The 20,432-nt window shown below is 67.9% G+C and carries 18 protein-coding genes and 1 tRNA gene; 6 read left to right on the top strand and 13 right to left on the bottom strand.

Annotated features, from left to right (window positions below; translation table 11 throughout):
- Positions 1-47 precede the first annotated feature (47 nt).
- Positions 48-443, bottom strand: a complete 396-nt coding sequence (mscL, locus tag J2X58_RS12030; protein WP_310048450.1) for a large-conductance mechanosensitive channel protein MscL — start codon at positions 441-443, stop codon at positions 48-50.
- 71 nt (positions 444-514) lie between these two features.
- Positions 515-1,201, bottom strand: coding sequence for a fumarylacetoacetate hydrolase family protein (locus J2X58_RS12025; RefSeq protein ID WP_310048449.1), 687 nt, complete (start codon positions 1,199-1,201; stop codon positions 515-517).
- A 121-nt stretch (positions 1,202-1,322) separates the two neighbouring features.
- Between J2X58_RS12025 and J2X58_RS12020 the strand changes: the two genes are divergently transcribed.
- From J2X58_RS12020 to J2X58_RS12005, 4 genes are read left to right on the top strand one after another with little or no spacing between them, the layout of a single operon-like run.
- Positions 1,323-2,582, top strand: a complete 1,260-nt coding sequence (locus J2X58_RS12020; protein ID WP_310048446.1) for an efflux RND transporter periplasmic adaptor subunit — start codon at positions 1,323-1,325, stop codon at positions 2,580-2,582.
- Positions 2,583-2,600: 18 nt separating this feature from the next.
- Entirely contained in the window at positions 2,601-3,287 is a 687-nt protein-coding gene (locus tag J2X58_RS12015) for an ABC transporter ATP-binding protein (protein WP_090056357.1), read from the top strand.
- A gap of 17 nt (positions 3,288-3,304) precedes the next feature.
- Positions 3,305-4,471, top strand: a complete 1,167-nt coding sequence (locus J2X58_RS12010; RefSeq protein WP_310048443.1) for an ABC transporter permease — start codon at positions 3,305-3,307, stop codon at positions 4,469-4,471.
- Positions 4,472-4,484: 13 nt separating this feature from the next.
- A complete protein-coding gene (locus tag J2X58_RS12005) occupies positions 4,485-5,807 on the top strand; it encodes an ABC transporter permease (RefSeq protein WP_310048441.1) in 1,323 nt (440 codons plus the stop codon).
- A gap of 237 nt (positions 5,808-6,044) precedes the next feature.
- On the opposite strand, the gene yedA is transcribed toward J2X58_RS12005, so the two are convergent.
- The 3 genes from yedA to J2X58_RS11990 form a co-directional block, all read right to left on the bottom strand.
- Positions 6,045-6,959 (bottom strand): drug/metabolite exporter YedA, encoded by a 915-nt coding sequence (yedA, locus tag J2X58_RS12000; RefSeq protein WP_310048439.1) that lies wholly within the window; start codon positions 6,957-6,959, stop codon positions 6,045-6,047.
- Between the two features lie 94 nt (positions 6,960-7,053).
- Positions 7,054-7,935, bottom strand: coding sequence for a methylated-DNA--[protein]-cysteine S-methyltransferase (locus J2X58_RS11995; RefSeq protein ID WP_310048438.1), 882 nt, complete (start codon positions 7,933-7,935; stop codon positions 7,054-7,056).
- A 68-nt stretch (positions 7,936-8,003) separates the two neighbouring features.
- Positions 8,004-8,282, bottom strand: a complete 279-nt coding sequence (locus J2X58_RS11990) for a hypothetical protein (protein ID WP_310048437.1) — start codon at positions 8,280-8,282, stop codon at positions 8,004-8,006.
- 80 nt (positions 8,283-8,362) lie between these two features.
- On the opposite strand from J2X58_RS11990, the gene J2X58_RS11985 reads away from it, so the two are divergent.
- Positions 8,363-8,704, top strand: a complete 342-nt coding sequence (locus J2X58_RS11985; protein ID WP_310048435.1) for a Rieske 2Fe-2S domain-containing protein — start codon at positions 8,363-8,365, stop codon at positions 8,702-8,704.
- 98 nt (positions 8,705-8,802) lie between these two features.
- On the opposite strand, the gene J2X58_RS11980 is transcribed toward J2X58_RS11985, so the two are convergent.
- From J2X58_RS11980 to J2X58_RS11965, 4 genes are all read right to left on the bottom strand, one after another.
- Positions 8,803-10,620 carry an SLC13 family permease gene (locus J2X58_RS11980; RefSeq protein WP_310048672.1) on the bottom strand — a complete coding sequence of 606 codons (1,818 nt, stop codon included), beginning with the start codon at positions 10,618-10,620 and terminating at the stop codon, positions 8,803-8,805.
- A 229-nt stretch (positions 10,621-10,849) separates the two neighbouring features.
- The gene (gene poxB / locus J2X58_RS11975) at positions 10,850-12,583 is read right to left on the bottom strand and encodes a ubiquinone-dependent pyruvate dehydrogenase (protein WP_310048434.1); all 1,734 of its coding nucleotides are present in this window, start codon (positions 12,581-12,583) and stop codon (positions 10,850-10,852) included.
- Positions 12,584-12,636: 53 nt separating this feature from the next.
- Positions 12,637-13,362, bottom strand: coding sequence for a tRNA (guanosine(46)-N7)-methyltransferase TrmB (gene trmB / locus J2X58_RS11970; RefSeq protein WP_310048433.1), 726 nt, complete (start codon positions 13,360-13,362; stop codon positions 12,637-12,639).
- Between the two features lie 220 nt (positions 13,363-13,582).
- Positions 13,583-14,293 carry a hypothetical protein gene (locus J2X58_RS11965; protein WP_310048432.1) on the bottom strand — a complete coding sequence of 237 codons (711 nt, stop codon included), beginning with the start codon at positions 14,291-14,293 and terminating at the stop codon, positions 13,583-13,585.
- A 135-nt stretch (positions 14,294-14,428) separates the two neighbouring features.
- On the opposite strand from J2X58_RS11965, the gene J2X58_RS11960 reads away from it, so the two are divergent.
- Positions 14,429-14,502 (top strand) — tRNA-Gly (locus J2X58_RS11960).
- A gap of 62 nt (positions 14,503-14,564) precedes the next feature.
- Here J2X58_RS11960 and J2X58_RS11955 read toward each other — a convergent pair.
- The 4 genes from J2X58_RS11955 to glgX form a co-directional block, all read right to left on the bottom strand.
- A complete protein-coding gene (locus J2X58_RS11955; RefSeq protein WP_310048431.1) occupies positions 14,565-16,232 on the bottom strand; it encodes an XVIPCD domain-containing protein in 1,668 nt (555 codons plus the stop codon).
- A 131-nt stretch (positions 16,233-16,363) separates the two neighbouring features.
- On the bottom strand, positions 16,364-16,867 hold the full coding sequence (locus J2X58_RS11950) for a hypothetical protein (RefSeq protein ID WP_310048430.1): 504 nt from the start codon (positions 16,865-16,867) through the stop codon (positions 16,364-16,366).
- Positions 16,868-17,128: 261 nt separating this feature from the next.
- Positions 17,129-18,184 (bottom strand): hypothetical protein, encoded by a 1,056-nt coding sequence (locus J2X58_RS11945; protein ID WP_310048428.1) that lies wholly within the window; start codon positions 18,182-18,184, stop codon positions 17,129-17,131.
- A gap of 85 nt (positions 18,185-18,269) precedes the next feature.
- Positions 18,270-20,390 (bottom strand): glycogen debranching protein GlgX, encoded by a 2,121-nt coding sequence (gene glgX, locus J2X58_RS11940; protein WP_310048427.1) that lies wholly within the window; start codon positions 20,388-20,390, stop codon positions 18,270-18,272.
- Between the last annotated feature and the right edge of the window lie 42 nt (positions 20,391-20,432).

Below are 20,432 nucleotides of genomic sequence, written 5' to 3'. Positions count from 1 at the left end.
GAGGCATCGCTCCAAAAGATGTCGCGCGCAGGGCGCGCTCCTACGGGTTAAGGCTTCTGCTTCAGCAGATCGCGGATTTCCGTCAGCAACGCGACGTCGGCCGGCGGGGCGGCGGGAGCCGCTTCCTCGCGGCGTGTGAGCCGGTTGATCGCCTTGACCACGACGAAGATCGCGAAGGCGATGATGATGAACTGGATGAGCACGTTGATGAAGATGCCGTACTGCACGGCGACTTCCTTGACCCCTTCGCTGGCGGGCCTCAGCACCCATTTCCAGTCCGAGAAATCGATGCCGCCGATCAGCCATCCGATCGGGGGCATGATGATGTTGTCGACGAGCGACGTGACGATCTTGCCGAACGCGGCACCGATCACCACACCGACCGCGAGGTCGATCACGTTACCGCGCAGTGCGAATTTCTTGAATTCCGCGACGAAACTCATCGGCCCTTCCTCCTCGTGGCATTGGCGTCGGTCGTCAAACCTAACGATCCGTATGTAGGCATACCGCGAAGTCAGCTCACGCGTCCCTCGAGCGTGACGACATCGCCCAGCGTGGCGACGAAGCGATCCCCGCGGTGGAGCGCGGCCACACCGGCTGGCGTGCCCGTGTAGACGATATCACCCGCCTTCAGTTCGAACAGCCGCGACAGCGCGCTAAGGATGTGCGGCACGTCGAGCACCATGTCCGCGAGCGTCGCCGACTGGCGGCGCTCGCCGTTGACCGTCAGGGCGATGGGCGTCGTCGCGTCCGGGATGTAATCCGTCGCGGGAACGATGGCCGAGACCGGCGCGGAATGGTCGAAGGCCTTGGCGACGTCCCACGGCGCCCCCTTGGCCTTGGCCTGCGCCTGCAGGTCGCGACGGGTCAGGTCGAGCCCGATGCCGTAGCCCCAGACGATGCGCGCGGCCTGTTCGACCGTGAGGTCGGTGCCGCCGCAGCCGAGCGCTACGACCAACTCCACTTCGTGATGCAGGTCGTTCGTGGCGGACGGGTAGGGCACGTCGGCGCCGTCGGTGACCAGCGCGTCGGCCGGCTTGGTGAAGAACATGGGATTCGCCGTGTCGACCGAGGCGCCCATTTCCTTCGCGTGATCGGCGTAGTTGCGGCCGATGCAGAAGACGCGGCGGACGGGGAACCGCTCGGTGCGGCCGACGACGGGGATGCTCGGCGGAGCCGGCGGGGGAATGACGGTATTCATGGCCCAAGCGTATCAGGTGACACCTGTCACGACAGATGACTGATACCGGAAAGTGGTGCACGGTCCGGACGCATCGCATGATCGTGCTGCGAGTCTGACCAGGGGCGAGGGCAAGGGGACGATGAATTCGAACGCCGAGCTGCTCAAGCAGCTCAAGATCGACAAGTCGCACAAGGAGGCGCACGGCGGCGGGGGTGGCCCACAGGCGCGAACCGTGCTGATCGCCGCTCTGGCGGTGCTCGTCGTCCTCGCCATCGCCGGCGGCGCGTGGGCGTTCCTCGCCCGGCGGCCGGTGGAGGTGCGCACGGCGACCGCCGTCGCGCCGACCGCCGCCGGCGACGCCGGGGCGGTGCTCCAGGCCACGGGCTACGTGACCGCGCGGCGCCAGGCGACCGTGTCGGCCCAGATCACCGGCGCGCTGGTCGAAGTGCACATCGAGGAAGGCGACCGCGTCGCGAAAGGCCAGATCCTCGCCCGCCTCGAAGACAACGCCCTGCGCGCCAGCCTCGAGTCTGCGCGTGCGAACGCCGCGGCCGCGCACGCGAACGTCGTCCAGTCGCAGGCGCAGCTCGACCAGGCGCTGCGCGACGCCGATCGCCAGGAGGCGCTGGTCGGGCGGGGGCTCGTGTCCCGCCAGCTCGCGGAGCAGACGCGCACGCAGGCCAACACGTTCCGCGCGCAGCTCAACACGGCACGGCGCCAGGCCGACGCGGCCGATGCCCAGGTCGGCGTGGGGCAGGTCAACCTCGATTACACGGTGGTGCGCGCGCCCTTCGATGGCGTGATCACGGACAAGGCCGCCCAGGTCGGCGAGATCGTCTCGCCGCTCTCGGCCGGTGGCGGCTTCACGCGTACCGGCGTCGGCACGATCGTCGACATGGATTCGCTCGAGATCGACGTCGACGTCAACGAGGCCTATATCGGCCGGGTGCAGCCCGACATGCCGGCGGAAGCCGTGCTCGACGCGTACCCGGACTGGCGTATCCCCGCGCACGTCATCGCCATCGTGCCGGCGGCCGACCGCGGCAAGGCCACGGTGAAGGTGCGCGTGGCGCTGGAAACGAAGGACGGCCGGATCGTGCCCGACATGGGCGTGCGCGTGTCGTTCCTCGAACGCCGCACGCCTGCGCAGGCCGCCGTGCCGAAAGGCGTGCTGGTGCCCGCCGGCGCCATCACGCGTCGCGACGACCGCGACGTCGTCTTCGCCGTGGCCGATGGCAAGGCCGTCCGCCGCCAGGTGACGGCCGCCGCTCAACCGAATGGCGATCTGCGCCTCGTCAGCGAGGGCCTCGCGGCCGGCGACACCGTGATCGTCTCGCCCCCCGCCGACCTCGCCGACGGCGCCGCCGTCCGCGTCGCCACCTCACCGACCACGAACTGACCCCGCGGAGACTCACCGATGGCCACCCTGATCGACATCCAGGATCTTTCGAAGGTTTACGAACGCGGCCGGCAGAAGGTGGAAGTGCTGCACGGCGTCGATCTGAAGATCGAACAAGGCGACTTCCTCGCGCTGATGGGACCGTCCGGCTCGGGCAAGACGACGCTGCTCAACATGATCGGCGGCCTCGACACGCCCACGGGCGGCAGCATCACGGTGGGCGGCGACCGCATCGACCAGCTCGGCTCCGGCGCGCTGGCGAAGTGGCGCGCCGCGCACGTCGGCTTCGTCTTCCAGTTCTACAACCTCATGCCGATGCTCACCGCGCAGCGCAACGTCGAGCTGCCGCTGCTGCTGACGAAGCTGTCCGGTGCGCAGCGCCGGCAGAACGCGTCGATCGCGCTGCAACTCGTGGGCCTCGCCGATCGTGCCTCGCACAAACCGTCCGAGCTGTCCGGTGGCCAGCAGCAGCGCGTCGCGATCGCACGCGCGATCGTGTCCGATCCCACGCTGCTCGTCTGCGACGAGCCGACCGGCGACCTCGATCGCCAGTCGGCGGAAGACATCCTCGGCCTGCTGCGCGAGCTCAATCGCGAGCACGGCAAGACCATCGTGATGGTGACGCACGATCCGAAGGCCGCCGAGTACGCCAACCACACGCTGCACCTCGACAAGGGCTCCCTTGTCGAGCAGGCCGTGAGCTGAGCCAGGAGGATGCCGGCATGAAATACCTGCATCTCATCTGGGCCGCGCTGTTCCGTCGCAAGGCGCGCACGTTCTTCACCCTCATCTCGATCCTTGCCGCCTTCCTGCTCTTCGGCATGCTCGACGCCACGCGCGCCGCCTTCTCCTCGGGCGACAGCGTCATCGGCGTGGACCGCCTGCTGACGACGTCGAGGTATTCGATCATCCAGTCGCTGCCCGCGAGCCTCGGCACGCGCATCGCGGCCGTGCCCGGCGTGGCCGCTGTGGGATCGGCGAACTGGTTCGGCGGCATCTACCAGGATCCGAAGAACTTCGTGCTCAGCTTCGCCGTGAGCGACAACTTCCTCGACATCTACCACGAGATCGAACTGCCAGCCGACCAGCGCAAGGCGTTCGACGCGACGCGCACCGGCGCCGTCGTCGGCGAGCCGCTGGCGAAGCGTTTCGGCTGGAAGGTCGGCGACAAGATTCCGCTGCAGTCGACGATCTTCCCGCAGCGCAACGGCGACAAGACCTGGCCGTTCGACATCGTCGGCATCTACAAGGCGGCGCCCGGCGCGGCGAACGGCACCGATCAGCAGTTCTTCTTCCACCACAAGTATTTCCAGGAGGCCAACGCGTTCCAGGGCATCGGCACGACCGTCGGCTGGTACGTCGTGAAGCTCACCTCCGCCGACAGGGCGGACGCGGTGGCGAAGGCGATCGACGCCCTGTCCGCCAACTCGGACCACGAAACCAAGACGCAGACCGAGCAGGCGTTCAACGCCTCGTTCGCGAAACAGCTCGGCGACATCGGCCTCATCGTGTCCGCGATCATGGGCGCCGTGTTCTTCACGCTGATCCTGCTCACGGGCAACACGATGGCGCAGGCCGTCCGCGAGCGGACCAACGAGCTGGCGGTGCTGAAGACCATCGGCTTCTCCAGTCGCAGCGTGCTGTGCATGGTGCTCGCCGAGGGCGTGCTCCTGCTGCTGCTCGGCGGCGTGCTGGGCCTCGTGCTCGCAGGCGTCGTCGTGCCCATCGTCGCGAAGGGCAGCGGGGGCATGCTCAACCTGCCGCCGCTCGGCATGCAGACCTGGACGCTCGGCATCGTGCTGATGCTCGTCATCGGCGCGCTCGTCGGCCTGCTGCCCGCCATCCGTGCCATGCGACTGAACATCGTCGACGCGCTCGCCGGTCGTTGAGAGGACACTGACGATGAAATCATTGAAGAAGTTCGGCGCCGGCGTGCTCACGCTGCTGATCGTCGCGGTGTTCCTCGCGATCTGGATCGCGTTGCCCTGGCCCGGCATCGTGGCGCTCGCCGTCGTGCTGGCGCTGTGGATGGCGTTGACCCGCCGCGGTCGGCAGACGTGGGAGGTGACGAAGGTCGGACTCGCCACGGTGACCCAGCGGCTCGGCTCGTCGTCGGTCGTGGTCGTGGGGATCGCGGGCGTGGTCGGCGTGCTGGTCGCCATGCTCGCGATGAGCGAAGGCTTCGCCGAGACGTTGCGCTCGACGGGCAACGACCAGACGGCGATCGTGCTTCGCGGTGGCTCGCAGGCGGAACTCAATTCGATCCTCGATCGCGACAGCGCCAACGTCGTCATCCAGGCGCCGGGCGTGAAGAAGGATGCGCAGGGCAAGCCCATCGCCTCGGGCGAACTGGTCGTGGTGGCCAACCTGCCGAAGAAGGGCGATCCGCAGAGCGATGCCAACGTGCCCATTCGCGGCGTGAGCGAAGACGTGTGGAACCTGCGCCAGCAGGTGAAGATCGTGGAAGGCCGCAAGTTCCAGCCGGGGCTGCGCGAACTGATCGTCGGTAAGGGCGCACGCGCGCAGTTCGAGGGCCTCGACGTCGGCAAGAGCATCCGCCTCGCAGGGCAGACCTGGACGGTGGTGGGCGTGTTCGATTCGGGCGACGCGCTCGAATCGGAGCTCTGGGGCGACACGCAGAGCGTCGCGTCCGCCTACCGGCGCGGCAGCAGCGTGCAGTCCGTGACGGTGCTGCTCGATTCACCGAAGGCGTTCGACACGTTCAAGGCGGCCCTGGCCGGCGATCCGCGCCTGAAGGTCGACGTCAGCACGACGCGCGAGTACTTCGGCAAGCAGTCGGAAGGCCTGACGAAGGTGCTGCGCGCGGTGGGCATCACCGTGGGCATCATCATGGCGATCGGCGCGGTCTTCGGTGCGCTCAACACGATGTTCGCGGCGATCCAGGCGCGTGCGCGCGAGATCGCGACGCTGCGCGCCATCGGCTTCCGCGGCCTTCCCGTGGTGGTGTCGATCATGCTGGAGACGATGTTGCTCGCGCTGCTCGGCGGCTTGATAGGAGCAGGCATCGTCTGGGTGATCTTCAACGGCTACACCGCGTCGACGCTGGGTGCGAATTTCAGCCAGGTCGTCTTCCGCTTCCACGTGAGCGGCGACCTGCTCTGGACGGGCATCAAATGGGCGCTGGCCATCGGCTTCATCGGCGGGTTGTTTCCAGCGCTGCGTGCCGCGCGTCTGCCGGTGACGGCGGCGCTTCGCGAGCTCTGACCTCCTCGTCGCGGAAACGCTGGCATGACGCCAGCGCCGCGATCGCGATGCCGAACAGCGTGCCGGCGCGGGCCAGCCACCAGCGCCGGCACCGCGGGCACCGAATGCACGATGGCCCGATCGTTCCCACGGTAAGCTCCGGCGGCTGAGAGAGGCGACGAGGCTAGGGGCGCGTGCCGGTTGCGGATATGGAAGTTTTCTCAAAAATCGCCGCAGGCAGGAGGCCTGCGACGCAGGTCACACTTTGCGCACCCGCATCATCGTGATGATGCCGACGCCGACCAGGATGATCGCCATGCCGGCCAGTTCGAACACGCCCACGTGTTCGCCCGCGAGCAGCACGCCGAACACGACGGCCACGGGCGGATTCACATAGGCATAGCTGGTGGCCAGCGCGGGGCGGACCGTCTTGAGCACGTACAGGTAGGCGCTGAAGGCGACGATCGAGCCGAACACGATGAGGTAGGCGAGCGCGACGGTCGCGCTGGTCTCCGGATGCGCCGGGAGGCGTTCGCCGCGCAGCAGCGCGATGATCGCCAGCGACACGCTCGCGCAGAGCATCTGCGCGGCGGTGTTCATCGGGCCCTTCGGCATGTCCTGGCGTTTCGACCACACGGAGCCGAAGGCCCACGACATGGCGGCGACGATCAGGGCGACGGCGCCCAGCGGTGCGCCCGACAAGCCGGCCCCCAGGTTCAGCACGACGACGCCCGCGAAGCCGAGCAGCAGTCCGGCGGATTCGCCGCGCGTCGGCCACTCGCGGTAGATGCCCCCGAAGACGGCCGCGAACAGCGGCATGCTCGCCACCGCGACGGCGGCGATCCCGGAACTGACCGACTGTTCGGCGAAGCAGACCAGGCCATTGCCGCCGGCGAGCAGCAGCGTGCCGACGATGGCGGCGTTCTTCCACTGCCGTGCCGTCGGCAGCGCGGCGCCACGCAGACGCAGCACGGCGAACAGCAGCACGCCCGCGATCGCGAAACGCAGCGCGGCGAGCAGGAACGGCGGATAGCTGACCAGCGCGTAGCGGATGCCGAGGTACGTCGAACCCCAGATCACATAGAGCGCGAACAGGGCGAGCGGCACCATCCAGCGCGGGTCGCGCACGACGGAGGCGGGGGCCTGACTGGGCGTGAGGGCGGCGTCGGACATGCGGTGTTCCAGGGCTGTCACGCGACGCATCGTGCGCCGCGAATCACGCACGATATCGTCCGCGGGCCGCGGACGGTAGCGAAACCTTCGCCGGTCAGCCTTGAGCGGCTTTCATGGCCCGCTCGGTGGCGAGCAGCTGCTGCTTGATCTCGAGTCCCCATCGCCAGCCGCCGAGGCTGCCGTCCTCGCGGATGATGCGGTGGCAGGGCACCAGCAGGGCGAGGCGGTTGCTGCCGCACGCGCGACCGATCGCCCGCGCGGCATTGGGCACGCCGAGCGCCGCCGCGAGTTCGCCGTAGCTCAGGGTCTCGCCGCGCGGGATGCGGGTCAGGGCATCCCAGACGCGCCATTGGAACGCGGTCGCCGCGACGTCGAGCGGCGGGAGCGCCGGTGCGTCGGCGTCGCTCCATCCCAGCTCGTGCGCGACGCGCGCGATGACCGCGTCCAGCCACTCCTCGCGCCCCTCGTCGACGCGCTCGCGGGTCGCATAGGGGAATTCGTCGCCCAGGCGCGCCTCGAGTGCCGCGTCGTCGGCCCCGAGCGTCACCGAGCAGATGCCCTTCGCCGTCGTCGCGACGAGCAGGCGCCCCAGCGGCGTGGTCGTGGTGGTGTAGCGGATCGACGCACCCGCGCCGCCGGCGCGATAGCTGGCTGGCGTCATGCCGAGCCGCCGGTCGCTTTCCTCGTAGACGCGGCTGCCCGATCCGAAGCCCGCCTCGTAGACGGCGTCCGTGACCGCGGCGCCATCCCGCAGCGCCTCGCGCAACTGATCGAAGCGGCGCGCCCGCGCGTATTCCGCCGGACTCACGCCGTAGCGGCGCCGGAACGCGCGCTGCAGGTGCGTCGGACTGAGACCGGCGACGGCCGCGAGGCTGGCGAGGTCGGTCGGCCCGTCCTCGCGATCGAGGGTGGCGCGGACGCGTTCGAGCGCATCGTCGGCGTGGGGACGCATGGCGTGGGCGTGAGCCTGGTTCATGATGGCCTCCTTCATGGGAAGCCAGCGTAGGCGGGGCAGCGCCCCGCCACCATCCGGTTCTTGCGCCGTCAGTGGTGGTGGGCGGGCTGGCCCTGGCGGATCACCACGAACTCGCCCTCGAGCACGTCCGGGTCCTTCGGCGCGGACGCCTGGGCGCCCACGGGACGGCCACGGGCGAGCTTCCACTGGCGCACCGCGAAGAACGCGAGGCCGCCGGCGAACAGGACGCCGATCACCACCACGCCGAACACGAGCAGCACGCCCACGGCGGCGAGGCCCAGCACCAGCGACAGGGCGCGGACGAGGGGATTACGCGAGCGGCGGATGGGCGGGAAGACGAAGCGCATTGGTTAAAAATCCGTATGGCACAATGACATGCGTGTGAGCCTCTTTACCTTGGGGCATCCGATCCTCATAGACAAGTGCCATGACCCCTATCACCGATGCCGCTCCCCTCTGCCTGCTGACGGACATCCCCGACGGCGGCGCCGTCGAAGTCGAGGCCCTGCTCCGTGGCGAGGCCGAGTCGCTGCTCGTCTACCGTCACGGCGACGAGGCGCGGGCGTACCTGAATGTCTGTCCCCATGCGGGCCGCCGGCTGGATTACGCGCCGGGCAAGTTCCTGGTCCGCGGCGGCACCATCATCTGCGCGGCCCACGGCGCGTCGTTCGCGGCCGATTCCGGCGTATGCACGCAGGGCCCGTGCAAGGGCGACAGCCTGCGGCGCGTCGACGTCCGCGTCGTCGATGGCGCGGTCCGCCTCGCCTGAGATATTTCTCGATCAGCGAGACGCCGTTGGAGCGCACCTGGGCGCGATCGGGATCGTCGCTGCGGTGATCGCGCCCAGGTGCGCTCCTACCGGCCTTGTCAGCGGTACATCAGGTTGATGGTCACGATGGTGATCACCAGCATCAGGATCGTGAGCGGGATGCCCGCACGCAGGAAATCCTTCGAGCGATAGCCGCCGGGGCCCGCGACCATCATCAGGGCCGGGTGACCCGACGACAGCAGGAACGTGTTCGACGACGATACGGCCACGATCAGCGCATAAGCGGACGGGTTGCCGCCGGTACTCACCGCGACACTGATCGCGATGGGCACCATCATGACCGTGGCGCCCACGTTCGACATCACCTGCGAGAAAAGGAGGGTGAGGACCGCGATGGACACCTGCAGGGTCCACTGCGGGGCGTGGCCCAGGATCGCGAGCACTTCCTGGGCGATCCACGACGCCGTGCCCGTCGAGTCCATCGACCAGCCCAGGGGAATCAGGCAGGCGGTGACGAAGATGGTCTTCCAGTTGATGGCCTTGTAGGCCTCGTCCATGTTCAGCACGCCGGTGAGCAGCATGCCCACCGCGCCCGTCATCATCGCGACCGACAGGTCGAGGTGGGTAAAAAGGGCCAGGCACTTGGCCAGCACGAAGAAGCCCACGGCCTGCCAGATCTTGCCGGGGCGCTGTTCTTCCTTCGGAATGTCGGTGACGACGACGATGTCGCGGTCTTCCTCGGCCAGCATCAGGTCGCGCCACTTGCTGTGCAGCACGAGCGTGTCGCCGGCGCGGAGGGTGACGGCGCGGACATCCTCGCGGAACACCTCGTCGCCGCGGTTCACCGCCAGCACCGAAATGCCGAAACGCTTGCGCAGGCGCAGGTCGCCGACCGACTGCTTGATGAAGCGCGAGCTGGGCGGCACCACGGCCTCGGAAATACCGGCGCGGGTGGTGTTGAACTGCTCCCCGAGCTGGCGCATGCGCCACGACACGCGGCAGAGCTGGTTGTTGGCGAACGCGTTGATGGCGTCGCGCGGGGCCAGCACGCCGAGCACGGTACCGACCCAGATCATCTGGTCCGAGGGCGGCGCCACGCGGCTTTCGTTGCCGTTCTTGATCGCCAGGATCAGCGGCGCGCCGTGCAGCTGCTCGACCTCGCCGATGCTCATGCCGACCAGCGGGCTCTCGGCGGTGACGGTCAGCTCGGCTGTTTCGCCCGCGATGCCGTAGGTGTCGGCGAAGTAGCTCTCGGTACGGCCCGGCGTGACCTTGAGGCGCTCGTCCTCGCGCTCGGGCAGCAGCCGGCGGCCGAAGAAATAGAAGAACAGGATGCCCACCACCGCGAGCACGAGGCCGACGGGCGTCACGCTGAACAGGCCGAACTTGGGAATCGTGTGCGCGCCGGGGGGCAGGTTGCTGTTCGCGCTGGCGACGAGGTCGTTGAGGACGATCAGCGGCGAGTTCGCGATCAGCGTGGTGTTCGTGGCCGTCAGGATGCAGAAGGCCATCGGCAGCAGCAGGCGCGACAGCGGCACGCCGGTACGCGCCGACAGGCGGCTGGTCACCGGGATCATCAGCGCGGCCAGCGCCTGGCTGGGGATCACGGCGCTGAACAGGCTGGTGACGCTGTTGACGACGACGCCCAGGCGGGACTCCACGCCGCGCGCCATGCGCATCACGAAGGCCGCGGTGAGGTTGAGCACGCCGGCGCGATCGAGGCCCGCGCCCATGATCATGATGGCGATGATCGCGATGACGGCGTTACCGGCGAAGCCGTTGAACACCTGGTCGCCGGGAATGAGCCCCGTGAGGCCGATGGTGACCACGACCAGCAGGGCGACCATGTCGGCCCGGATCCACTCCAGAACGAGCATGAGCATGGTGAAGCCCACCAGGCCCAGCACGAGGATCATTTCGGGAGTGAGGGTCAGAGCCACTAGCCGGCTGTCCGGATCCGGTCGATGGAGACGTGCGGTGGCATCTACGGCGCCAGCTGCGGTGATTGCCGCAGGAGTATACGCGCTGGGGGTGGCTCGCGGCTGAAGCTGGCCCCGGTAGGAGCGCACCTGGGCGCGATCGAAGGCTTGCGCGATCGCCCATCACGCCCAGGTGCGCTCCTACCGCGAATCGCGGCGGGCGCGGTCAGCGGCTTAGGTTGCTCACCGCCAGGTCCAGAATCGAATCGCCGCGGCCGCTCATCACGGCCTTCAGCGCGTACAGGCTGAAGCCCTTCGCCTGCTCGGCGGTGATCTTCGGCGGCATGGAGAGCTCCTGCCGGTTGCTGACGACGTCGAGCACGGCGGGGCCCTCGTGCGAGAGGACCTCGGCGATGGCCGACTGCAGATCGCTGGCGCGCGTGACCCGGCGACCGTGGATGCCCATCGCGTTGGCCATCGCGGCGAAGTCCGGGTTGTCGAGCTGCACGCCGGTCTCGATGTAGCCGGAAGCCTTCATCTCCAGCTCCACGAAGCCCAGCGTGCCGTTGTTGAGGACGATCACCTTCACCGGCAGCTTCTGCTGCGCCAGCGTGATGAAGTCGCCCATCAGCATGGTGAAGCCGCCGTCGCCCGAGAGCGAGATCACCTGCCGCCCCGGATAGGCGGCCTGCGCACCGATGGCCTGCGGCATCGCGTTGGCCATCGAGCCATGCACCAGCGAGCCCAGCAGACGGCGCTTGCCGTTCATGCGCAGGTAGCGCGCGGCCCAGATCGTCGGGGTGCCGACGTCGAAGGTGAACACCGCATCCTCTTCCGCCAGGTCGCTGACCAGACGCGTCACCTGCTGCGGATGGATGAGGTCGTGACGACCGTCGATGCGCGCCAGTTCGTCGAGGCCTTCGCGCGCCCGCGCGTAGTGCGCCAGGCAACGGTCGAGGTGGCCGCGCAGGCGCTTCGGCTCGATGCGGGGAAGCAGCGCGCGCAGCGTCTCGCCCACGTCGCCGACGACGCCTAGATCGACACGGCAGCGCCGCCCGATGTTGCCCGGGCGGATGTCCACCTGCGCGATCGTCGCGTCCTCCGGATAGAACTGGCGATACGGGAAATCCGTGCCGAGCATCAGCAGCGTGTCGCAATCCTCCATCGCGTGGTAGCCGGAACTGAAGCCGATGAGGCCCGTCATGCCCACGTCGAACGGATTGTCGTACTCCACGAATTCCTTGCCGCCGAGCGCATGCACGATCGGCGACTTCAGCGCCTCCGCGAGCGCGATCAGCTCGTCGTGCGCGCCCGCGGCGCCGCGACCGCAGAGCAGTGTCACGCGCTTGCCGGCATTGAGCAGGTCGGCCAGCGCGTCGAGTTCCCGCTCGCCCGGAACCACCTTCGGCGCCGGCGGCAGCAGGCCCGCGGCCGGCGTCACCTTCTTCACCGGCGACTTGCGCATCGCGACGTCGCCGGGAATGACCACGACGGCGACGCCGCGTTGCCCCACCGCCGCCCGGATGGCCGACTCCAGCACGTGCGGCATCTGCGACGCGTCCGAGACCATCTCGCAGTACGCGCTGCACTCGCGGAACAGCTCGGTCGGATGCGTCTCCTGGAAATAGCCGCTGCCGATCTCGCCGCTCGGGATGTGCGCCGCGATGGCGAGCACCGGCGTGCGCGAGCGATGGCAGTCGAACAGGCCGTTGATCAGGTGCAGGTTGCCCGGGCCGCAGCTGCCGGCGCATACCGCGAGCTCACCGGTCAGCTGCGCTTCGCCGCCGGCGGCGAACGCGGCCGATTCTTCGTGACGCACGTGTACCCAGTCGATGGCCCCCCGCTCGCGCAGCGAGTCGGTGATGGCGTTGAGGCTGTCGCCCACCAGGCCATAGATGCGGCGGACGCCGGCTTCTTCGAGCGTCGCCGCGATGAGGTCGGCGAGATTGGAGATCGACATGGACAGGGGCTCCGGTCGGTGACGTGAAGCCCCATGTTATGCGCCTCGATCAGTCAACGACCTGTCGTCGGCCCCGACCACTCGTACAGGTAATCCCACACGCCGTGCCCCAGCCGCGTGCCGCGACGCTCGAAATGGGTCTCGATGCGCCATGCCGGACGCTCCGCGACCGCGCCCGGTCCGACGCGGTTGCGCCAGCCCTCGGCGGATTCCATCGTCTCGCGCATGTGCTCGGCGTACGCCTCCCAGTCCGTGGCCAGATGCAGCAGGCCGCCCGGCGCCATGCGCGAGGCGAGCAGCTCCACGAAGGCCGGCTGCACGAGGCGACGCTTGTTGTGGCGCTTCTTGTGCCATGGGTCGGGGAACCAGATGCGCACCTCGGACAGGCTGCCCGGCGGGATCTCGTTCTCCAGCACCTCGACGGCGTCGTGCTTATACAGGCGCACGTTCGACGCCTCGCGTGCCGCGAGCACGTTCATCAGGCGGCCGACGCCAGGACCGTGCACCTCCACGCCGATGTAGTCGCGGGCGAGATCGTGCTCGCTCGCCCAGGCCAGCGCTTCGCCGTTGCCGAAACCGATTTCCAGCACGCGCGGCGCACCACGGCCGAACGTCGCGTCGAGATCGCGCACGGCGCCCGCGTAGTCGAGCCCGAAACGCGCCCAGTGGTCGTCGAACGCGCGCTGCTGCGCCGGCGTCATGCGCCCTTCGCGCAGCACGAAGCTACGGATGCGGCGATGGAACGGGCCGTCGCCCGGGGTGTCTTCATCGTGCGCCATCGTCAACGCTCCGGCGAAGAGAAGAGGCGACCGACGAGCGAGCCGTCCGCGGCGGGGGAAAAAGGGTTCATGGGTGGTTCCGGTCGAAAAGTCGCGGCTCGACGGGCGGCAGGGAGGAGCAAGGCGCGTACTCGCGCGCTCCGCGCCTCCGGCGTCATCGGCATCCGCGAATTGTACGACCCATGCCCGCTCCGGGCGACATCGCGAGCGCAAGGGCAGCCTAGCGGCCGTTCCCGCGCCACCCGCCGGGCCCGCTCCGCATCGGAATTCCCGTTCCGGGCTGATTCCCGCCCGACATGCCGGTCCCCGGTTGAGGCGCGCGGCTGTTCGTCATGCCGGTGCCCGGCTGCGCCGGCCGCGGGTACCCGTAGACACCCTGATTCCAGCCGCGATCCCCGTGCCCGGGCCGATCGTTCGACCGATCCGGCGACAACCGGACACCGCCTCCCGTGGCCATGCCGTGGCCGCCACCGCCCGGCGGTGCGGCCAGCGTCAGCGACCCGTTGTTCCGTCCCGGTCCGTGGTCGTGATCATGATCACCGCCATGACCGCCACCCGGCCCGTCGTGATCGTGCCCGTGCCCCGGACGGCCCCGGCCGTCGCCATAACCGCCCCGGTCATACCCGTATCCGGGCGGATAGCCATCGCCGTAGTAGACGCCGCTGTCGACGACGGAGCCGTTCCCGTAGCTGGTCCGCTCCTGATAACCACCGCCTCCGGTCGACACCTGGCCACCCACGTAAAGGCGCGCGGGCTGGGGCAGGGTGCCGGTGCTCACCGTCTCCTTGCGGACGGGCGCCGAGGGGCCGGAGATGTAACTCACGCCCGGCCTGGGCATGTCGGCGGTCGACACGCTGCGCGACTGCGCGGAGGCGCCCCCGGCGACGAGCGCCAGGGCGACGGCGATGGACAACGAAGACGAACGACGCATGATCCGGCCCTCGTGAGGATTCCCCGCCCCGATTATGCGCCCGGCCCTCGCGCAACGCTCAGGCCCCGGCGGACAGGTTCAGCCGGCCGCCACCTTTCCCCCGGCACGCCCGGCGTATTACCATCCGAGCCCGACGCGGGTGTAGCTCAATGGTAGAGCTGTAGCTTCCCAAGCTACTGACGAGGGTTCGATTCCCTTCACCCGCTCCAGCTCTTGTCCCCGGAGCTAGACGCTTCCTCGGCAAAGTGTCTCTGGTCGGCGCTGAAAGCACTCAAAGAGCGCCATGGGTCATCACAGGCCCTTGCGATGGCGCCTGCTGCGGCGCCATCTGCTGGCTTTGTTCCTGCTGTCGAGCCTGCGTCTGTTCGAACTGCTGCATGGCCTGCGGCCACTTGGCGCCGCTCTGTTCCATCGGCGTCATCGCTTCCGCCGTGGGGACACTCGTCCGCAGGTCGAACAAATGGTCCGTGCGCCCAGGCGGGGTCTGCACCGACCACAGCCGCTGGCCGTCGGTCGACAGGGCCACCATGTCGATGCGCTGTAAGCCATCCGCCCGAGCTTGCACGGCGGCTGCGGACGCCAACTGGTCGCTGTGAACATCCGGGGTTCGGCCCAGGCTTTGGTCCAGCGAGACCACGTGCCCACGCGCTTGCTGGTAAAGCGCATGGTCCGGGTGCGACGGGTCATCCAGCCGCTGTGGCGCCACGGGCACGTGCTGGTGCTGGTGCGGACCGTCCGCGGTGTGGTCGAAGGTATGCGGCACGGCCGGCTGCGAGCTGCTGTCGAGATACGGGATGGATTGCTGCGACGGCGTCAGGTTGAGACCTGCCTGTTCCATCATGTCCTCGTGCAACCCGACGTGCTTCATGTTGATCTGGATTTGCGGGGCAGGGCCTCGACCGTGTGTGGCGGCACGTTCTTCCGAGCCAATGACGGCGATTGCCCATCCCGCGTAGTAATTCGGATAGTCCTCGATGCCACCGTGGGCCAAGCGCATGGCCTGACGGTTGTCTTCTGGCGCTGGATTCACTGGGCGGTCGAAGTAGTTGTAGCCCATGGCAGCTATGTTGGACGGCGTGTGCGCCATCGAGAGGTCGGCGTCGAGCTGCACATTGGCCCGCGGTACGAGTGCCCCGTTCCTGACCTCGAGGAAATCGGCGGCACGCGAGTGGTTCGCGCGGTCAATGGCCGCCAGACTCACGCTTCCGCGTTCATGCTCGACTCGACTGCGCAACGCATTCCATCCGGAGATGTGGGCGCTCGCTTCATCTTCACGAGCAGCCTGAATGCGGCGCTCCACCAGTGCGGTGTAGTCATGTACGGGACCGGGTGTCGCAGCGAGCGCCCGCACGTCGGCGACGAAGCTCGCACGAGCTTGCGCCGCGGCTTGCGCATTGAACCCGTGCTGGACTTCGTGTCCGATAACGAACGTCAAATCGTAGGGGTCATAATGCCCCGTCCCGCCTGGAGGTGTGGCGCTCATCAACCGCTCGCTGACAAGATTCATCGAATGCGTCGGCGCGCTGAAACTGCCGCCCACCCCCGCACCGGGGGCGGCGAATGTGAACGACTCGAGGATGCGGTGCTGCGGTTGCATCGGGTCGACCGTGGTGGCCGCGCGCTTGATGTCGGCGGCCAGGGCTGGTGAACCGTTGAGCGTGTCTTGCAAGTTCTTCAACATGTCCGCCGTGACCGGATGCGCGGCACCCGAAGCATCGGGATAGGTCTTGCCGGCGAAGTCCACCACCATCGCTTGCACCCTCAACACCGATCGCAGGTCCGTGCTCTGTCCCGAGATCGGGAACGCGGACGCGGGCAGGGTCATCGTCCGGGTCGAGGAATCGTATTCACCCACGGGGCGGTCGGGCGAGCTCGGACCGGCAACGGCAAAACCGTGCAGCGCGCCGCGAGTCACCTCCGCGTCGAGACGTTGGTTCAAGCCCGGGTCCGACGACAGCGCTGCTCGGAGGGACGCCACGTGGGCCGGGGTAACGCCCGGCTGCTGCGCGAACTGGTCAACCGCGGCGTCAAGTGCAGGGTGAGGCGTAGCCATAGACAAGTCCTTTCTGATCAGCGCGCGTCTGCCGTTTGCAGCGACAGCACACACGCGGCGCCATGCACCTCCGCGCCATCGCGCGCGCTCAATGTCAGCACCATGTCGGCCTTCGCGAACTCGATGGCCTGGACACCGCCGATTTCCGAAGGAACGGACCGTTCAGCCCAACCATGCGCCGTCAAGGCGCTGCGCAGCTGGTCCAGAGGCAGTGCACACACGGGCGCGGCATCGGCAGAACGGTCGGGGTGGTCGAACCAGAAGCGGAATCCGGGTTTCAGGGTGGCCTCGCCTGCCGCGAACTGGACCCAATAGCTCCAACCCTGACCCAGGTCGGGGCTGTGGTAAATCGCCCAGCCCGGGTCGTTGTTCGGGTCCGGCCCCAAGCTGACCCCCATAGCGTGCCCGATGCTCGCTGGCGTGAACGAGGCCGTCGACGAGACAGTCGACAGGAAGGCCAGTACGCGAGCCGCGGCGTTGCGCGCCCCAGGTAGCGCGTGGGCATCATCGGAAGGCGGCATGACATGGTCCTGGCTGGAAGAGTGAGCAGGGGTAACGGTGTTGTGCGGCGCGACTTGATGAGCCGGTGTGGCGCAAGCGACCAGGGTCGTGGCCAGGAGGCTAGCCATCAGGGTGGCAGGGTGCGTCATCGAAGCATCGTCCATGGCTCCTGTGGGATAGGCCGCCTTGCGAGCGGCCGCTCCATCTTAGCGAACTGTCCGCACGCATTTGTATGGCATGGCGCACGGAAGCACCGCACGCCGGTCGCCGGACGCGACGCCTTACTCCAGCCGCACCGGCAACGACGCCTTGCCCGCCTGCGTCCACGTGCCGGTGAACCCGCCTTCCGCCGCCGCGGTCAGATCGAACGTCTCGAGCACGTCCTTCTTATCGTCCTTGCGCTCCAGCACCCAATGTCCTGGCGTCGTCGTTCGTGCGGTGAGTGCGATGGCCTCGCCGTAGCGGTCGTAGAGGTAGATGAGTGAGTCGTCCTGCGTGAGCAGCGAAATGGCTGCCTTGCCGATCGTGCCGCGCCAGACGCCGGCCGTCGGGCGCACGTCGTCCCGCTTGCAGTTCGCCTTGCGATCGACGAGCAGGCAGCGCCCGAACGGGGTCATGCGATCCGCGAGCGATGCGTAGGACGCCGTCCAGGTTTTTTCGCCGGCATCGTCGAGCGCCTGGATGACGTGGGGAAACATGCAGCCGCGCGAGACGGTGAGTTGGGCACCCCACTGGAACGTGGTGTTCCAGTCGTGCCGCGCCATGTCGCCGATGCACTCGTCGTACTGCTCGCGCTGAGCGCGCATGTCGTCCTGCGCTTCGGTCGCGTTGTCACCGAAGCGTGCCGGATCCTGGTGATCGAGGACGTCGCGGATCCCCGCGCGCAAGGCCTTGTCCACGGCCTTCTGGCTTGATGCGATGCCGCTTGGCGTGAGTATGTCGGATGTCGCGACCGGTTGGCCGGTTCGTGTTTCGAACGTCATCCACGTGTGGCCCGACGACGGGTGCGCGCCCATGTACTCGCCCTGGATGTCGAGCGTCACGATCTGTTCGTCCGCGCGGATCACGGTGAACGAGAGGCTCGTGGTGCGGGCGGTCATCGAGTCATCCGGAAACATCGGCTGGCGATAACGACCGGGCACGATGCCGAGCAGCGGATACTGGATCGCGAGATTGATCCTGGCGGCCGCTCGTGGATCGACGCCGGAGATGACCGGCACCTCGAAGTCCTCGGCATGTTTCGTGCCGGGCGGAAACGTGAGCTTGTCCACGCGGACCTGGGCGACTCCCGCCAGCGGCACGAGCATGGCGGCGGCAAAGACGAACGATCGCAACATCCCTGGTGATCCCCTGTCGAGTCGCGGCATCGTAGCAGGCTCTCGCGGCCCGGGCCCTCCCTGGCCCGGCCGATGCGCCCGGGTATCAGGCGACGTCGCAGGCGAGGACGACCATCGCGCGTGGAGGGCAGACGAAGGACGTGCCACTGCTGGCGGCGACGCCCGGTGCGAGTTCGGGCGCGGTCGAAAGAACGACTTTCCAAGCGTCGCAGCTCGCGTCCCCGGGCAGCTGGAACGCCACGCCTTCCGTCCATGCGTTCAGCAGCACGAGAAGGCTGGTATCCGTTCCGGGGCGTTTCACGCCCGATTGCTGCGCGCGGCCATCGATGAGCGCGGCGATCGAGCGGGCGCTGGGATCGGTCCACTGCGCTTCGCCGGCCTCCGAGCCGTCGGGCGCGAGCCATACGATGTCCCTCGTGCCGCTCGCGTCGTCGTATCGGCCGTCGAGGAACCTGCCGCGACGGAGCAGGGGGTAGCGCTGGCGCAAGTCCGTGAGCTCGCGCACGAAGTCCGTCAGGCGGCCTTCGGTCGGGTCGCGCTCCCAATCGATCCACGCGATCTCGCTGTCCTGTCCGTACGTGTTGTTGTTGCCGCCCTGTGTCTGCGCACGCTCGTCGCCCGCCAGGAGCATGGGCGTGCCCTTCGACAGGAAGAGGGTCGCCAGGAGATTGCGCATCTGCCGTTCGCGCAAGGCCCGGATGCCGGCGTCTTCCGTTTCACCTTCCGCTCCGCCGTTCCACGAGTGATTGTTGTCGGACCCGTCCTTGTTGTCCTCGCCATTCGCTTCGTTGTGCTTCTGGTTGTAGCTCACGAGGTCGTACAGCGTGAAGCCGTCGTGCGCCGTGATGAAGTTGACGCTTGCCCAGGGACGTCGGCCGCGCTTGTCGAAGAAGTCGGCCGAGCCGGTGAGCCGCTTGCCGACGTCGGCGAGCTTGCCCTCGTCTCCCTTCCAGAACGCACGCACGTCGTCGCGGAACCGGTCGTTCCACTCGGCCCAGCCCGGAGGAAAATGGCCAACCTGATAGCCGCCGGGTCCGCAATCCCATGGCTCCGCGATCATCTTGACCGCCGCGAGCACGGGGTCCTGGGCGACCGCGTCGAGGATGCCGCCACGCTGATCGAAGCCCGTCGGTTCACGACCGAGGATCGTCGCGAGGTCGAACCGGAACCCGTCGACGTGCATCTCGGTGACCCAGTAGCGCAGCGAATCCATCACCATCTGGATGACGCGGGGGTGACTGACATTGAGCGTGTTACCCGTGCCCGTGTCGTTGATGTAGAAACGCGGATCCTCCGCAAGGCGGTAGTACGAGAGATTGTCGATGCCGCGCAGCGAAAGTGTCGGACCGAGCTCGCTGCCTTCCGCGGTGTGGTTGTAGACCACGTCCAGGATCAATTCGAGGCCCCGCTGGTGCGCGGCCTTGACCAGGTCGCGGAACTCGTCGCGATGTCCGGTCGAGAGGTAACGTCGCTTGATCGCGAAGAACGCGATCGTGTTGTAGCCCCAGTAGTTCCTGCGACCGGCTTCGAGAAGATGCCTGTCGTCGAGGTAGGCATGCATCGGCAGCAGCTCGATGGCCGTGACTCCCAGCGAGCGGATGCCATCCAGCACGGCCGGGGTCGCCAGGCCGGCGCAGGTGCCGCGCACTGCCGCGTCGACGGCCGGGTGGCGCATCGTGTAGCCGCGGACATGCGTTTCCATGATGACCGTCTCGTCCCACGGAACCATGGGCGGTCGGTCGTCGCCCCAGTCGTAATCGTCGCCGACGACCACCGCCTTGGGGACGAATGGCGCGCTGTCGCGCTCGTCGAAGCTCAAGTCCTTGTCGGGATGCCCGACGGTGTAGCCGTAGAGCTCGTCGCACCACACCAGGTCGCCTGCGAGCTCACGGGCGTAGGGATCGATGAGGAGCTTGTTGGCGTTGAACCGATGGCCCTGTGTCGGCTCATACGGACCGTGGACACGGTAGCCGTAGAGCTGTCCGGCTTTCACGTCCGGAAGATAGCCATGCCACACCTCGTCGGTGTATTCCGGCAGATCGATGCGCGTCTCGTTGCCCTCGTCGTCGAACAGGCATAGTTCGACCCGGGTGGCGTGCGCCGAGAAGATCGCGAAGTTGGTGCCGCTACCGTCGAAGGAGGCACCGCGCGGAAATGGCCGGCCCTCCGTGATGCGGATGGCCGGGTCGGTGGGGGTCTGCGTCATGAGCGTGGCGCCGGAGAAAGGTGGCCAAGCATTCAGAGGCTG

The sequence above is a fragment of the Luteibacter sp. 3190 genome (assembly GCF_031456385.1).
Lineage (GTDB): Bacteria > Pseudomonadota > Gammaproteobacteria > Xanthomonadales > Rhodanobacteraceae > Luteibacter.
The sequence above is the reverse complement of the archived record's forward strand: the minus strand, read 5'-3'. Positions and strand labels throughout refer to the sequence as shown.

What these genes read in the sequence shown, in the direction of transcription:
- mscL (WP_310048450.1), bottom strand. Translation starts at nt 443, where the DNA reads ATGAGTTTCGTCGCGGAATTCAAGAAATTCGCACTGCGCGGTAACGTG.
- J2X58_RS12025 (WP_310048449.1), bottom strand. Translation starts at nt 1,201, where the DNA reads ATGAATACCGTCATTCCCCCGCCGGCTCCGCCGAGCATCCCCGTCGTC.
- J2X58_RS12020 (WP_310048446.1), top strand. Translation starts at nt 1,323, where the DNA reads ATGAATTCGAACGCCGAGCTGCTCAAGCAGCTCAAGATCGACAAGTCG.
- J2X58_RS12015 (WP_090056357.1), top strand. Translation starts at nt 2,601, where the DNA reads ATGGCCACCCTGATCGACATCCAGGATCTTTCGAAGGTTTACGAACGC.
- J2X58_RS12010 (WP_310048443.1), top strand. Translation starts at nt 3,305, where the DNA reads ATGAAATACCTGCATCTCATCTGGGCCGCGCTGTTCCGTCGCAAGGCG.
- J2X58_RS12005 (WP_310048441.1), top strand. Translation starts at nt 4,485, where the DNA reads ATGAAATCATTGAAGAAGTTCGGCGCCGGCGTGCTCACGCTGCTGATC.
- yedA (WP_310048439.1), bottom strand. Translation starts at nt 6,959, where the DNA reads ATGTCCGACGCCGCCCTCACGCCCAGTCAGGCCCCCGCCTCCGTCGTG.
- J2X58_RS11995 (WP_310048438.1), bottom strand. Translation starts at nt 7,935, where the DNA reads ATGAACCAGGCTCACGCCCACGCCATGCGTCCCCACGCCGACGATGCG.
- J2X58_RS11990 (WP_310048437.1), bottom strand. Translation starts at nt 8,282, where the DNA reads ATGCGCTTCGTCTTCCCGCCCATCCGCCGCTCGCGTAATCCCCTCGTC.
- J2X58_RS11985 (WP_310048435.1), top strand. Translation starts at nt 8,363, where the DNA reads ATGACCCCTATCACCGATGCCGCTCCCCTCTGCCTGCTGACGGACATC.
- J2X58_RS11980 (WP_310048672.1), bottom strand. Translation starts at nt 10,620, where the DNA reads ATGATCCTCGTGCTGGGCCTGGTGGGCTTCACCATGCTCATGCTCGTT.
- poxB (WP_310048434.1), bottom strand. Translation starts at nt 12,583, where the DNA reads ATGTCGATCTCCAATCTCGCCGACCTCATCGCGGCGACGCTCGAAGAA.
- trmB (WP_310048433.1), bottom strand. Translation starts at nt 13,362, where the DNA reads ATGGCGCACGATGAAGACACCCCGGGCGACGGCCCGTTCCATCGCCGC.
- J2X58_RS11965 (WP_310048432.1), bottom strand. Translation starts at nt 14,293, where the DNA reads ATGCGTCGTTCGTCTTCGTTGTCCATCGCCGTCGCCCTGGCGCTCGTC.
- J2X58_RS11950 (WP_310048430.1), bottom strand. Translation starts at nt 16,867, where the DNA reads ATGCCGCCTTCCGATGATGCCCACGCGCTACCTGGGGCGCGCAACGCC.
- J2X58_RS11945 (WP_310048428.1), bottom strand. Translation starts at nt 18,184, where the DNA reads ATGTTGCGATCGTTCGTCTTTGCCGCCGCCATGCTCGTGCCGCTGGCG.
- glgX (WP_310048427.1), bottom strand. Translation starts at nt 20,390, where the DNA reads ATGACGCAGACCCCCACCGACCCGGCCATCCGCATCACGGAGGGCCGG.